The organism is Bradyrhizobium sp. URHA0013, assembly GCF_000518345.1.
Lineage (GTDB): Bacteria > Pseudomonadota > Alphaproteobacteria > Rhizobiales > Xanthobacteraceae > Bradyrhizobium.
Map to the genome: position 1 here is coordinate 80,261 of NZ_JADK01000007.1, position 12,292 is coordinate 92,552.

Below are 12,292 nucleotides of genomic sequence, written 5' to 3' on the forward strand. Positions count from 1 at the left end.
CGCCTTTAGGCTGCCGGCTCGATGTAGCGCGGGAAGGCCGGCGTCGGCGCGGGCAGCGTCGTACCGGGCGCGATGCGCGTTGCACCGCCGAGCGCGGCGAAGTTGCGCTCCCCTTCGGGGATCCCGAGGCTGTTCAGCAGCAATCCCGAGGCCGTCGGCATCGCCGGCTGGGTCAGGATCGCGATCTGGCGCACGACTTCGGCAGTGACGTAGAGCACCGTCTTCTGCCTGACAGGATCGGTCTTGGCGAGCGCCCACGGCGCTTCGCCCGCGAAATAGCGGTTGGCTTCCGCGACCACGGCCCATACGGCGTTGAGCCAGTGATGGATTTGCTGCGTCGCCATCGCTTCGCGGGACGCCGCGAGCATGCCGTCAGCCTGTGACAGGATCGCTTTGTCGTTGTCGCTGAATTCGCCGGGGCCCGGGAGCACGCCGCCGAGCTGCTTTGCGATCATCGACAGCGAGCGCTGCGCGAGGTTGCCGAGATCGTTGGCGAGATCGGCATTGATGCGCGCCACGATGGCCTCGTGATTGTAGTTGCCGTCCTGGCCGAACGGCACTTCGCGCAGAAAGAAATAGCGCATCTGGTCGACGCCGTACTGGTCGGCGAGGTTGAAGGGATCGACCACGTTGCCGACCGACTTCGACATCTTCTCGCCCCTGCTGAACAGGAAGCCGTGGGCATAGACCCGCTTCGGTAGCGGGATCCCGGCCGACAGCAGGAACGCCGGCCAGTACACCGCATGGAAGCGGATGATGTCCTTGCCGATGATGTGCACGTCGGCAGGCCAATAACGCCAGTTCTTGTTGCTCTCGTCGGGGAAGCCGACGCCGGTGATGTAGTTGGTGAGCGCGTCGACCCAGACATACATCACGTGCTCTTCGTCGCCGGGCACCTTGACACCCCAGTCGAACGTCGTGCGCGAGATCGAGAGATCGCGCAGGCCGCCCTTGACGAAGCTCACCACCTCGTTCTTGCGGGAGTCGGGGCCGATGAAATTGGGCTGCGTCTCGTAGAGCTTGAGCAGCTTGTCCTGATAGGCCGACAGGCGGAAGAAATAGCTCTTCTCCTCGACCCATTCGACCGGCGTTCCCTGCGGCCCGAGCCGCACCCCGTCGTCGTTCAGGCGCGTCTCGTCCTCGGCGTAATAGGCTTCGTCACGCACGGAGTACCAGCCGGCATAAATGTCGGCATAGATGTCCCCGTTCGCTTCCATGCGTCGCCAGATCTCCTGGCTGGAGCGATGATGCTGCTCCTCGGTGGTGCGGATGAAACGGTCGAACGACACGTTGAGGCGCTCGTCCATCTGCTTGAAACGGCCGGCATTGCGGGCCGCGAGCTCCGAGACGGACAATTTTTCGCTGGCCGCGGTCTGAACCATCTTCTGGCCGTGCTCGTCGGTGCCGGTCAGGAAGAACACGTCCTTGCCGTCGAGTCGTGCGAACCGCGCCAACGTATCGGTCGCGATTGCCTCATAGGCGTGGCCGATGTGAGGACTGCCATTGGGATAGGCGATCGCAGTCGTGATGTAGAAGACGTTGTCGCGCGCGGGGACGGCCACTGGCGTGGTGGCCTGCGGCGTGGCGACGGACTTCGGTGCTCGCGGGGCCTTGGGCTTCGATACATCGGGCTTCGCAGCCTTCGGCGGCGTGGCGACAGGAGCTAGTGTGGTGGTCACGGCAGGCGCAGCCACCCTCGCCGTCTTGGCTATCTTCTTCGCCGGGGCCTTGTTTTTCGCCGACGCCTTGTTTTTTGCCGAAGTCTCGTTCTTCGCCGAAGCCTTGGCTGGCTTTTTGGTCGCTGTCTTCACCGTCTTCTTGGCAACGACCTGCTTCTTCGCTGCCTTCTTTGCCGTCTTCGCGGCGCTCTCCTTCTCGGCTTTTTTGGCAGCCGTCTTTTTGGTCTTCGTGGCTTTCTTGACCTTCTTGGCAGCTTTGCGCGCGAGCGCCTTCACGGACTTCTTCGCGGATTTCTTGAGGGCCTTCGTGGCGGCCTTCTTGCTGCCCTTGCCCTTAGCGGTTTTCTTAGCTCGCGCTGCCACGACGAATTCCTTTACCGTCTCGAAATTTGGAAACGAACCTGCGTTAGTTTATTGTCTTGAGCATGATCCCACTGGAAAACCGCTGCACAGTTTTCCGGATCATGCTCTAGCGCGTTGCGTCCGCCAGCCAGCCGAACACCGAGAAAACCAAGGGCTTTCGCTCCAGATTGTAGGTTTCGGTGTCGCGCGCGGCGCGGACGATCTTTTCCCATACCTCAGCTAGGCGCGCAAGGCGCGGCAGGTTCTGGTTGGCATTGGCCTCGTCGGCGTGCAGGCGTTCCGCGATCCAGCGATCGATGCCGTCGATGAAGGCGGCAAGCGCAACGCGGTCGCTCGTGCCGAGCGATTCGCCGAGCGTGTGCAATTCGCGCGGATCGACCTGCGGCAGTCGCGCCAGCAGCGCGGCCGTACGTTGCTGGAGCTTCAGGGCGTCACCGCCGAGCAGCGTCAGCCCCCGCGCGACGCTGCCCTCGGACGCCTCCGCCGCCTCGCGCAACGCCGGATCATTCGGGTCGAGATCGGCCGCGGTGGCGGCTGCTCCAATCACGTCGTCAATTGCGAGCGCGCGCAGGCGCAGCTTGCGGCAGCGCGACTGAATTGTGGCGAGCACGCGCGCCGGCGCGTGGCTCACCAGCAGGAACAGCGATTGCTGCGGCGGCTCCTCGAGAATTTTCAGCAGCGCGTTGGCGGCATTTGGATTGAGCTCGTCGACGGTATCGACGATGCAGACGCGCCAGCCTTCGGCCGCCGCGGTCGAGCCGAAGAAACCGATCGTCTCGCGCGTCTCGTCCACGGTGATTACCGTGCGCATCACGCCGCGATCGTTGGCGGTGCGCTCCAGCGTCAACAGGCCCCCATGCGAGCTCGCCGCAACCTGCCGCGCCACGGCGTCATCAGGATTGATGGCGAGATCCTCGGCGCGCTGCACCGAAAGCGCCAGCGGCTGGCCGTGAGCGAGCACGAAGCGAGCCATCCGATAGGCCAGCGTCGCCTTGCCGATGCCTTGCGGCCCGCCAATCAGCCAGGCATGCGGGATGCGCCCGCTGCGATAGGCGGCGAGCAGCGCGGTCTCGGCCTCGCGATGGCCGAACAGAACGCTCGTCTCGCGCGGATGAGAAATGGCGGTTTCGCGCTCGGTCTGACGCGGGCTCATATGGACACCACCGATGCCGGCGTCGGAAGCAGGCGATCACGCAACGCGGTCCAGATGCGTCCGGCAACCGTATCAGGGTCGGAATTGGCGTCGATCAGCACGCAGCGCGCAGGATCGTCCGCTGCGATCTTGCGATAGGCCTCGCGCAGACCTTGATGGAAACCGAGCTTCTCGGCCTCGAACCTGTCCGGCGTGCCGCTGCCGCGGCGTGCGGCCGCGCGCTGCAAGCCGATCTCGACCGGCAGATCAAGGATGATGGTGAGGTCCGGCTTGAGATCTCCGATCGTGACCCGCTCCATCGCGTTGATCAGCGCCGCCGGTACCCGGCCGAGGCTGCCCTGATAGGCCCGCGTCGAGTCGGCGAAGCGGTCGCACAGCACCCAGGTGCCCTGGTTGAGCGCGGGCTGGATCACGGTGCGGACATGGTCGTCGCGCGCGGCCGCGAACAGCAACGTCTCGGCCTCGGGTCCGAGCAGTTTGCCCATGCCTGACAGCACCAGATGCCGCATGATCTCGGCGCCCGGCGAGCCGCCCGGCTCGCGCGTGACGAGGATGCGCATCCTGGCTGCCTTGAGACGATCGGCGAGCTTCTTGATCTGGGTCGACTTGCCAGTACCCTCGCCGCCTTCAAAGGTGACGAAACGCCCGCGTCCGGACGGCCACTTTACCGCACTTTCACTCATGATCAGAGCTTCTCGGCGCCCGCACGGAACATGCCGATCACGAGCTCGCTGGCGCCGTCGATCGCGCGGCGCACGGTCGAGCCAGTGCCGATCGCGTCTGCAGCATAGACCGGCGTCTCCACCGCGATGTTGCCGCTGCGCCAGACCCTGACCAGCCCGACCTTCTGCCCGGCCTCGACCGGCGCGCGCACCGGGCCGCTATAGACGACGCGCGCGATCAGCTTGTCGCTGCCGTTCTTGTGCACCATCACTTTCACGGGCGTCTTGGCGACCAGTTTCACCGAACGGCTCTCGCCGCCGAACACCTTGGCGTAGCCGACGGGCTGATCGGCCGCGATCAGGGTGCGGGTCTCGAAATTGCGAAAACCCCATTCCAGCATCTTCTTGGCTTCGGTGGCGCGATCTTCGGGGTCTTCCAGCCCGTTGACGACGACGATCAGCCGCGTGCCGTTCTGCACGGCCGAGCCGACCATGCCGTAGCCGCCTTCCTTGGTGTAGCCGGTCTTCAGACCGTCGGCGCCTTCCATGGAATTGAGCAACGGATTGCGGTTGGGCTGGCGGATCTTGTTCCAGGTGTATTCCTTCTCGCCGAACAGTTTATAGAATTCGGGGAAATCGAGAATGATGTGCCGGGCGAGGATGCCGAGCTCGCGCACCGTCATCTTGTTGGCGGGGTCGGGCAAGCCGTTGGAATTGCCGAAGGTCGACTTCGTCAGGCCAAGCTCGCGGGCGCGCTTGGTCATGAAGTCGGCGGCGAAAATCCGCTCGTTGCCCGCCATGGCTTCGGCGAGCGCAATGCAGGCGTCGTTGCCGCTCTGGATGATCGCCCCGTGCAGGAGATCGTCGACGGTGACCTTGCTGTTGATCGCGGCGAACATGGTCGAGCCGCCGGAGGGCGCGCCGCCCCGGCGCCAGGCGTTCTCACTGATCCGGTATTCGTCGGTCAGCTTGATGTCGCCCTTCTTGATGGCGTTGAAGACGACCTCGGCGGTCATCAGCTTCATCATGCTCGAGGGCGCACGCAGTTCGTCGGCGTTCTTCTCGAACAGCACGCTGCCGCTGGACGCCTCGATCAGGATCGCGGTCGGGGCGTCGCCGTCGAAGCCGGCATCATCTGTTTTCTTGGCGCCCTGAACGCTCTGGTTGGCGGCGTAGAGCGCCCCGCCCCAGCCGATGGCCGCCACCACAGCCGTCGCGATCAGCCCGCGCGCCAGCGCTCCGGCGATGAACCGGGTGCGCCCCAACGAGGAAAGATGAAATTCCATGGCCAAGCCCTGAGAGCGGCGTTCTAACAGTTGGAGCGGGTGCGAACAACACGGGGTGGCCGCTTGTCCCGAGATTGCACGATTCTCGTCCCGCCCCTATCGTGGCACCTCAGATTTTCTGACCAAACCCCTGAAACAAGGCGGAAAAGCGATGTCATCCACCCGCGTAATCAAGGCCAATGGCATCGACCTGTTCATCCGCGAAGCCGGTCAGGGGCCGCTGGTGGTGCTATGCCACGGCTGGCCGGAACTCTCCTACTCCTGGCGCCACCAGATCCCGGCGCTGGCGCAGGCCGGGTTTCGCGTCGTCGCCCCCGACATGCGCGGCTATGGCCAGAGCTCAGCGCCGCCCGAGGCGACGGCTTATTCGATCTTCGACACGGTCGGCGACGTCGTCGGCCTCGTGCAGGCACTTGGCGAGACCAAGGCGATGGTGGTCGGCCACGATTGGGGTGCTCCGGTGGCCTGGCACGCGGCGCTGTTCCGGCCCGACATCTTCACGGCGGTCGCTGGCCTGAGCGTGCCGCCGCCGTTCCGCGGCCGCGGCAAGCCGCTCGACCTCCTGCGCCAGGGCGGCATCAGCAATTTCTATTGGCAGTATTTCCAGGCGCCCGGCATTGCCGAGGCCGAGTTCGAGCACGACGTCGCGCGCACCATGCGCATCGTGCTCGGCGGGCGGGGCCTTGCCGATCCCTCCGCGGCAATGTTCGTGCAGGAGGGCAAGGGCTTCCTCGGCCACGGCAATCCGGAGGAGCCTCTGCCGGCCTGGCTCAGCGAGACTGACCTTGCCTATTTCACCGAATCCTTCCGCAAGTCCGGCTTCCGCGGCGGGCTGAACTGGTATCGCAACCTCGACCGCAATTGGGAGCTGACGGCGCCCTGGCAGGATGCGCAGATTCACCAGCCCTCGCTCTTCATTGCCGGTTCGAAAGACGCCGTTATCACCGGCCTGATCGGAGCCAAGCGCGTCAACGAGCTCGAGCGCGTGCTGCCCAATCTGAAGCGAAAGCTGATCATCGAGGGCGCCGGCCATTGGGTCCAGCAGGAGCGGCCCGACGAGGTGAATGCGGCCCTGGTGAGGTTCTTGAAGGAAAGCGCGGCTCAGTAGAGGCCGCGGCCGCTCAGGATGCCGCGGGCCTCAGCAGCCCCGTCCGAGGCGTAGGCGCCGGACGGCGCGCTCTCGGTCGCATAGCGTCCGTCCCCATCATAGGACACGGCGCGGGCGTTCTGGAGCGCCCGGCCCCGGTTACGGCTCGAGGCCGACATTTCCGAGGTCGCACTGAGTGAAGCCATGTCGGCGGAGGTGTTGCCGAGATTGTAGGGCCGTCCCTCCGGCGTCGGAACTTCGCCGCGCATGGCACCGCGGTTCGACGACGGCAGCTCCGGCACGAAGGGTCTCGCGGAGGCGACCCGGACCATCGAAGGTGACGGCGCCGGGGTCCCGGTGCGCAAGGTCGCCATCAGCTGGCGGTCGTCGGAGCCTTCCAGCGGCGCCCGCCCGACATATTCGACACGGACCTTGGCGATGCCATTGCCTTTGAATTCAAGCAGTTCGGCGGCCTTGTTCGAGACGTCGATGAGCCGGTTGCCGTGGTAGGGCCCGCGGTCATTGACGCGGACGATCAGCGACTTGCCGTTCGAGACGTTGGTGACCCGCGCATAGGACGGCATCGGCAGGGTCGGATGCGCCGCGGTCAGCGAGCCCATGTCGAACACTTCGCCATTGGCGGTCAGGCGGCCGTGGAAATCGTCGCCGTACCAGGACGCCATGCCTTCGGCGCGGTAGTTGACGTCCTCTTCGGGCACATAGGTCCGGCCACCCACCACATAGGGCTTGCCGACGCGGTAGGCGCCGCCGCCCTTCGGGACCGGATCGCCCAAAGCCACCACCCGGGGGCTCGAGGACACGCCGTATTTCGGATCGACGCGGCTGGCGAATTTGTTGGAGGAGGCGCAATTGGCGAGCGCAAGGCAGGTCGCGGCCATCGCAGCAGCGCGCGCGACCCGCAAAACCGAATCTGACCGACGGATCCCCATTCGCCCCAAATACCATTTCGCCGGAGGCGTACCTAACCCGCTTTGGCTACGGGGCAGCGCTATCCGGTCCTTTGCTCCGAGGCGGCCCACCACCGCGTCGGAAGTGGTAACGATAACGCAACCCGAACACGGCGGAAATGGGGAGCCCACAGCGTTCACGCCGGGATGGTAAACGGGGCGTATGCGTTCGCCCCGTTGAACTACGGGGCGCGGGCGCCCTGCTCTGTGCCGTGGCCGGACATTCTGTTGCGCCAAATCCTCACTCCACCCCCATTGTCGCGCCGCTCACTGGAATTCTTTTGACTGTGCAAGGCCGCCCGCGTTTTCTCGCGTGCAGGGCGGAATGGAATAAGACGATGATCGAGACGGTTTCGGCACTGATGGGTTTGGTAAGCGCGGGGATCTTCCTGGCCCATGCGTTTGAAGGTTACCGCACGAGGGCCTGAGGCACTCGCGCGGGCGGCAAGCATCACCCTTTCAAGACGGCGCGTTCGGACACTTTTAAGCGATCCGATCGAGCATCGCAGACGAGAGCGGCAGGTGTCCCATGCGCAACCATGACCTCGTATCCGATGGCTTCCTGGCATTGACCGCCGGTGGTTTGGTCCTGCTGTGCTCCAGCCTAGTGGCCTTGGCCTTCGCCTGAGCACCCGGCATTTCCCGAAAAAATACGCTTAGCGCAGTCCAAGCAGCGATCGCCGGTGGAGGCTGTCACGGGCTTCGCTCAGGCAGACGAAGCTGCCGTCAAATCCCTGGGCGTACCGCTTCTGGCCTTTGCCGTAGTAGACGCCTTTGCTGAAATCGAGCCAGACGACCCGGTCGTGCGGGCAATGACGCTGCGCCTGCGCCTCGTAGCGAAATGGCGTCAGCGGCGTGGCCGATACTTCAGCGCCGCTGCAGCCGAACAGGATCGCAGCAGCGAGCGCGACCGCGCCGGGCGATGTGCCGAAGCTGCTCCAAAATACTCCTCCGCAAGACACCACCCGCCTCCCGATCCCAGCCGTCGACGGCCGGCTTGCTTTCACTTGTCCGCTTCGAGTTGCTGCAACGCCTGATGCATGCATTCCTGAAGCTTGGCTGCGACCTGGTCGCGCGCGACGCCTTTGGCGGCGAGATCGCCTGCCACCTTGTCGAGGATCTCGCCCATCGACTGGTTCTCCAGATGGTCCGTCACCAACGCCGTCGCGTAGCCGGCTGCGACATCGCCGCTGAGGCCGAGCTGGGTTGCGGCCCAGAGCCCGAGCAGCTTGTTGGACCGGGCCGTGGCCTTGAACATGAGCTCCTCGTCGTGGACGAATTTGGCCTCAAAGCCCTGCTCGCGCTTGTCGAACGTGGTCATGGTCAGCTCCAATGTCGTTTTCGCTGATCGGGATCGGACTGGCTGGAAGCAAACGTCTCCGTGGTTCACGTCAGGGTCATCTGAAGCTTCCGGCGGAAGCCAAGCGCCGTCAAGCCCGCTCGGCTGCGCCCACCGGGCGTCTGCAGGGCACCGACCAGCTCTACGCCAGCCAGCTCAGCTAGGGAGGGATGTTTACTATTTGTTAAGCAGACTCAGCGCCGCATGGCCCGGGGACATCGAGAGCTGACGCATGAACAAAGAACTGCGGGAGTTTCGACGGCTTGAACGGGTCTGTCTGGAGCAGGCAGCCCTCTCCACCATGGACCTCGCGCGAGGCGGGTTGCTCAAGGTCGCTGATGATTGTCGCGTCGCAGCCGAAGCGATCGAGGCACAATCGCCTCGCAGACCTTTCGCAAGTGCCGTCCAGGCGCTGAAGCAGGCGTTGAGCGTGACGCGCGTCCCTCACCGGCACTGAGGTCGGCGCTCGCGGGCAAGGACATCTTTGACGGAGCGACCGCGTGCGGTCAGCCCTTCGCCTCGGTCTGCTCACGTGCCAACCGTTCGGCTCTCAGCCGTTCCTTGTTGGCATAAAACGCCTTCTGCGCCGCTTCGTGCTCGCGCATGGCTTTTTCGGCTTCGATACGGCGTGTCGCATCGCGCGCCTGCCGCTGCTCGGGGGTCAAGGGCTTGCGCCGGTAGGAAACATCTTCCGTCATGGCGAAATAACGCGGACGTCAGGAAAGAGTTCCGCATGGTCCCGCTGGGCGGCACGGCGGGTCGACTGCATAATCTGCGAAAACAACCCCATGCACAGTAGCCAAGTCCTTCTGCGGAAAGAACTTTTTTATCGCGCTGACGGTGCGTTTGACCCGGCCGGGATCTCGATGTCTGCAATAACAGGCAAATGGTCCGAATACGCCCTCGCCCCTTCGTCGGTCCAAACTTTCCCGATCCGGCTGTCGGACGTTGCATAGATCCGGTCAAGCCGCAGCAGGGGCAGATGCGACGGGAAAGTTCGCAGCCGCGTCCGGTTCGGACAGACCTGCGCGAGCACGCGCCGCACCGATTTGATCCAGAACCAGTCGTTGAAATCCCCGAGCACGACGGTTCTTCCAGGTTTCACCAGGCTCACCAGCGCCTGAGCCTGCGCATGGCGCTCGTGGATGCTCAAGCCGAGATGCGTGGCCACCACGTGGACATCGCCAACCGGCGTCAGCAGTTCCGCGGCGATCGCTCGGCGCGGCTCGCGCTCACGATACGACACGTCGACGATCTCGGGCAGGCCGGAGAATGGGAAGCGGCTCAGGAGCGTCTGGCCATATTCGCCATCCGCCGTGACGATCGACTTGGCGTGAACACGGTGATCGCCAACGACACTCGCCAGCTTCGCAAACGGATCGTCCGATCGGGATCGCGAATCCACCTCCTGAAGCGCGACGACATCGGGAGCCCATTTGCGAATGATGGAACAAATTCCCTCGAGATCGAACTTCGGATTGAGATTGAAGGTGCCGTGCACATTCCACGTCATGAAGCGCATCGGCGCCATCAACGCCTCCCGGCGAGCCACGTCGCGACGAATTGCGCGCCTGCGCAGATCGCGAGCCAGCCCAGGAACGCCAGTGCGAGCAGCAATATGTTGACCCAAGACGCATTCCTGGCGAGATCAGCGATCTGAGCACCCAAAACTGCCATCGCGAGAATGCCGGGCGTCATGCCGAGCAGCGTTCCGACCAGGAAGTCACGCAGAGGCAGCGAGCTCGCGCCAGCCACGACATTCACCACCGAGAACGGCGCGATCGGAATCATCCGGATGACGACGACAGCCAGAATGCCCTTGCCGACCACACGTTCCTGGATGCGCGCGGTACGTCGCCCCAGCAAACGCTGAAGGCGTTCGCGGCCGAGTGCCCGTCCGATCGCAAAAAGGACAAAGGCGCTGAGCGAGACGCCCGTCGTCGCGGTAACGAAGCCTAGCCAGGGTCCAAGTGCGGCGGCAGTTGCCGCAATGAGCACGAGAACCGGAAACACGACCAACCCGCCGACGACGAAAGCCGCTATCGCGAATGGCGGCCCCCAGACGGACTGCGAATAGGCAGACAGAAGCGTCGACATCCGGCCCTCGTCGGCGAAATCGCTTAAGGACGTGTACGACCAGGCCATCGCCAGTCCAAGAAGCGCTACGGCTATCGAGACCATCCCGATGATCGTCTTCGTGCTCCACATGCGCGATGCCGCGCGCTCCAGATGTAGAGGCCGCTCGGGGTCCGCCACGGGCTGAACCATCGTGGCCAGAGCGCTGGTCAGCACCGAAGATTCCACGTCCCGCAGCGCCTTCGTCGCACCTGCCCTAGAGACGTCGTCCAGGAGCGCAAAAAGACGATCGTCGTTTTGCGCCACGGCCTGTTCATCGAGACCGCAGAAGTGGGCAATCAGGCGACGGCGCACCGAGGCGATGAAATTCCGATGCTCGTCTGATGCGGCTTCAAAGATCAGGTCGCATTCGCTGTCGGCGCCCATCGATCGATTGTTTAAATTGGCCGAACCGATCCTTAGGATCCGGTCGTCGACGATCATGAGCTTGCTGTGCACCATCACGGCCGCTTCCGTGTCCCCATTCCCCGACACCGGATAGACGAAGCGGATGCGATCGGCGACGCCGGCCGAGCTGAAGCAGTCGATGAAGGCGCCCCGGCCGTTCTGCATGGCCTGGGATTCCAGCCACGAGGAATGCAGTTTTGGCGTGACGACCACAACCCGAAGCGAAGGCACGCGCAGCATCTGCTCCGCCAATTCGCGCGCGATCCTGGTGGCACTGGTGAACTGGTTCTCGATGTACACGAAGCTCGTCGCGGACCGGATCGCTGCGATCAACGAGCGTTCGACCTCCCTGACCGTCGAACCCGCCGGACAGACCACCTCGGTCCTGGCGATGCCCACCGGCATATGCTCAGCCTCGACCGGCACATTCGCCGGCCAGCGCAAGCTTTTCAGCGGGCGCCGATCGTCAATCTGTTGGCCCGCCGCGCGCCAGCGTTGCTCCACGAGATCGAACAGCCACGCCGCCGCATCCCCGTCGACCATGCATTGAACGTCATGAAACGGCAAATATGGCTTGCCCTGGGGATCGCAGCGCAAGGCGTGATCGGCGCTATGATCACTTGTGTCCCAGCGCCTGATCGTCAGATCGAGCCCGCCGACGAACGCCAGTGAACCATCGACACAGACGATCTTCTGGTGTTGGGCCGAACCAAATGGAAGTGTGGAATCCAGGTGAAACCGGACGCGGCTGTCGGTGTCGGCGCTGAATTTGGCCGCGGAATTCCACTCCCTTTCGGAGGCGTAGAACGAGACGAAGTCCCAGACGAGAATGTTGATCCGCAAGGCGGGACGGCGCTGGACCAGCGCGCGTAGCAATGGACCGAGCTGCTCCGGCAAGCCGTCATGCGCTCGCCCGGATTCTCCGACCAGCCTGGTTTCGCTATGGATATCCCACCCGACGATATAGACGAGATCCTGCGCCTGCAGCAGTGCCTCCCGCAGCGCCGCGAAATAAGCGGCAGCATCGTTCAGAACCGCCACACGCCGCGCCTTGCACCGCCGCCAGACGGTGTCGCCGGGAATCAGGGTCGATGAGCTCTGAAGCAGGTCAACCTCGCCATTCGCATTCGCGTCTAAACGCACCGAACGCGCGAGGGGTTCCTTGCCGTCATGGCCACGATTCGCCTGCGGCCTGCCCGCATGCTGAGCCACGGCGCTGACCCGCACGATTG

Annotated in this window: 12 protein-coding genes; 2 read left to right on the plus strand and 10 right to left on the minus strand. The window is 64.2% G+C overall.

Annotation, left to right across the window (positions count from 1 at the left end):
- Positions 1-5 precede the first annotated feature (5 nt).
- From metG to N551_RS0110485, 4 genes are all read right to left on the minus strand, one after another.
- Positions 6-2,042: a methionine--tRNA ligase gene (gene metG / locus N551_RS0110470; RefSeq protein WP_081747815.1), complete on the minus strand. Its 2,037-nt coding sequence runs from the start codon at positions 2,040-2,042 to the stop codon at positions 6-8.
- Positions 2,043-2,148: 106 nt separating this feature from the next.
- Positions 2,149-3,195 carry a DNA polymerase III subunit delta' gene (locus N551_RS0110475; RefSeq protein WP_027566948.1) on the minus strand — a complete coding sequence of 349 codons (1,047 nt, stop codon included), beginning with the start codon at positions 3,193-3,195 and terminating at the stop codon, positions 2,149-2,151.
- Entirely contained in the window at positions 3,192-3,878 is a 687-nt protein-coding gene (gene tmk / locus N551_RS0110480; RefSeq protein WP_027566949.1) for a dTMP kinase, read from the minus strand. Before tmk ends, N551_RS0110475 begins: the two co-directional genes overlap by 4 nt.
- 2 nt (positions 3,879-3,880) lie before the next feature.
- The gene (locus tag N551_RS0110485; protein WP_027566950.1) at positions 3,881-5,143 is read right to left on the minus strand and encodes a D-alanyl-D-alanine carboxypeptidase family protein; all 1,263 of its coding nucleotides are present in this window, start codon (positions 5,141-5,143) and stop codon (positions 3,881-3,883) included.
- 151 nt (positions 5,144-5,294) lie between these two features.
- Between N551_RS0110485 and N551_RS0110490 the strand changes: the two genes are divergently transcribed.
- Positions 5,295-6,251, plus strand: coding sequence for an alpha/beta fold hydrolase (locus N551_RS0110490; protein ID WP_027566951.1), 957 nt, complete (start codon positions 5,295-5,297; stop codon positions 6,249-6,251).
- Here the strand turns inward: N551_RS0110490 and N551_RS0110495 are convergent.
- The 3 genes from N551_RS0110495 to N551_RS0110515 all read right to left on the minus strand — a co-directional run bounded on the left by N551_RS0110495 (position 6,245) and on the right by N551_RS0110515 (position 8,519).
- A complete protein-coding gene (locus N551_RS0110495; protein ID WP_081747816.1) occupies positions 6,245-7,180 on the minus strand; it encodes a septal ring lytic transglycosylase RlpA family protein in 936 nt (311 codons plus the stop codon). The two genes, N551_RS0110490 and N551_RS0110495, sit on opposite strands and share 7 nt — an antisense overlap.
- 674 nt (positions 7,181-7,854) lie before the next feature.
- Positions 7,855-8,160 (minus strand): hypothetical protein, encoded by a 306-nt coding sequence (locus N551_RS0110510; RefSeq protein ID WP_027566953.1) that lies wholly within the window; start codon positions 8,158-8,160, stop codon positions 7,855-7,857.
- A 41-nt stretch (positions 8,161-8,201) separates the two neighbouring features.
- Positions 8,202-8,519 (minus strand): DUF1476 domain-containing protein, encoded by a 318-nt coding sequence (locus tag N551_RS0110515; protein ID WP_027566954.1) that lies wholly within the window; start codon positions 8,517-8,519, stop codon positions 8,202-8,204.
- Positions 8,520-8,769: 250 nt separating this feature from the next.
- Between N551_RS0110515 and N551_RS39645 the strand changes: the two genes are divergently transcribed.
- On the plus strand, positions 8,770-8,994 hold the full coding sequence (locus N551_RS39645; RefSeq protein WP_027566955.1) for a hypothetical protein: 225 nt from the start codon (positions 8,770-8,772) through the stop codon (positions 8,992-8,994).
- A 49-nt stretch (positions 8,995-9,043) separates the two neighbouring features.
- On the opposite strand, the gene N551_RS0110530 is transcribed toward N551_RS39645, so the two are convergent.
- The 3 genes from N551_RS0110530 to N551_RS0110540 form a co-directional block, all read right to left on the minus strand.
- Positions 9,044-9,235, minus strand: a complete 192-nt coding sequence (locus N551_RS0110530) for a hypothetical protein (RefSeq protein WP_027566956.1) — start codon at positions 9,233-9,235, stop codon at positions 9,044-9,046.
- 128 nt (positions 9,236-9,363) lie between these two features.
- A complete protein-coding gene (locus N551_RS0110535; RefSeq protein WP_035961244.1) occupies positions 9,364-10,068 on the minus strand; it encodes an endonuclease/exonuclease/phosphatase family protein in 705 nt (234 codons plus the stop codon).
- A complete protein-coding gene (locus N551_RS0110540) occupies positions 10,068-12,287 on the minus strand; it encodes a VTT domain-containing protein (RefSeq protein ID WP_245287756.1) in 2,220 nt (739 codons plus the stop codon). The genes N551_RS0110535 and N551_RS0110540 overlap by 1 nt, the downstream gene beginning before the upstream one ends.
- Between the last annotated feature and the right edge of the window lie 5 nt (positions 12,288-12,292).

Excerpts from the sequence above, each read along its gene's own strand:
- N551_RS0110535 (WP_035961244.1), bottom strand. The coding sequence starts at position 10,068 with ATGGCGCCGATGCGCTTCATGACGTGGAATGTGCACGGCACCTTCAAT.
- N551_RS0110475 (WP_027566948.1), bottom strand. The coding sequence starts at position 3,195 with ATGAGCCCGCGTCAGACCGAGCGCGAAACCGCCATTTCTCATCCGCGC.
- N551_RS0110515 (WP_027566954.1), bottom strand. The coding sequence starts at position 8,519 with ATGACCACGTTCGACAAGCGCGAGCAGGGCTTTGAGGCCAAATTCGTC.
- N551_RS0110495 (WP_081747816.1), bottom strand. The coding sequence starts at position 7,180 with ATGGGGATCCGTCGGTCAGATTCGGTTTTGCGGGTCGCGCGCGCTGCT.
- N551_RS0110485 (WP_027566950.1), bottom strand. The coding sequence starts at position 5,143 with ATGGAATTTCATCTTTCCTCGTTGGGGCGCACCCGGTTCATCGCCGGA.
- N551_RS39645 (WP_027566955.1), top strand. The coding sequence starts at position 8,770 with ATGAACAAAGAACTGCGGGAGTTTCGACGGCTTGAACGGGTCTGTCTG.
- tmk (WP_027566949.1), bottom strand. The coding sequence starts at position 3,878 with ATGAGTGAAAGTGCGGTAAAGTGGCCGTCCGGACGCGGGCGTTTCGTC.
- N551_RS0110530 (WP_027566956.1), bottom strand. The coding sequence starts at position 9,235 with ATGACGGAAGATGTTTCCTACCGGCGCAAGCCCTTGACCCCCGAGCAG.
- N551_RS0110490 (WP_027566951.1), top strand. The coding sequence starts at position 5,295 with ATGTCATCCACCCGCGTAATCAAGGCCAATGGCATCGACCTGTTCATC.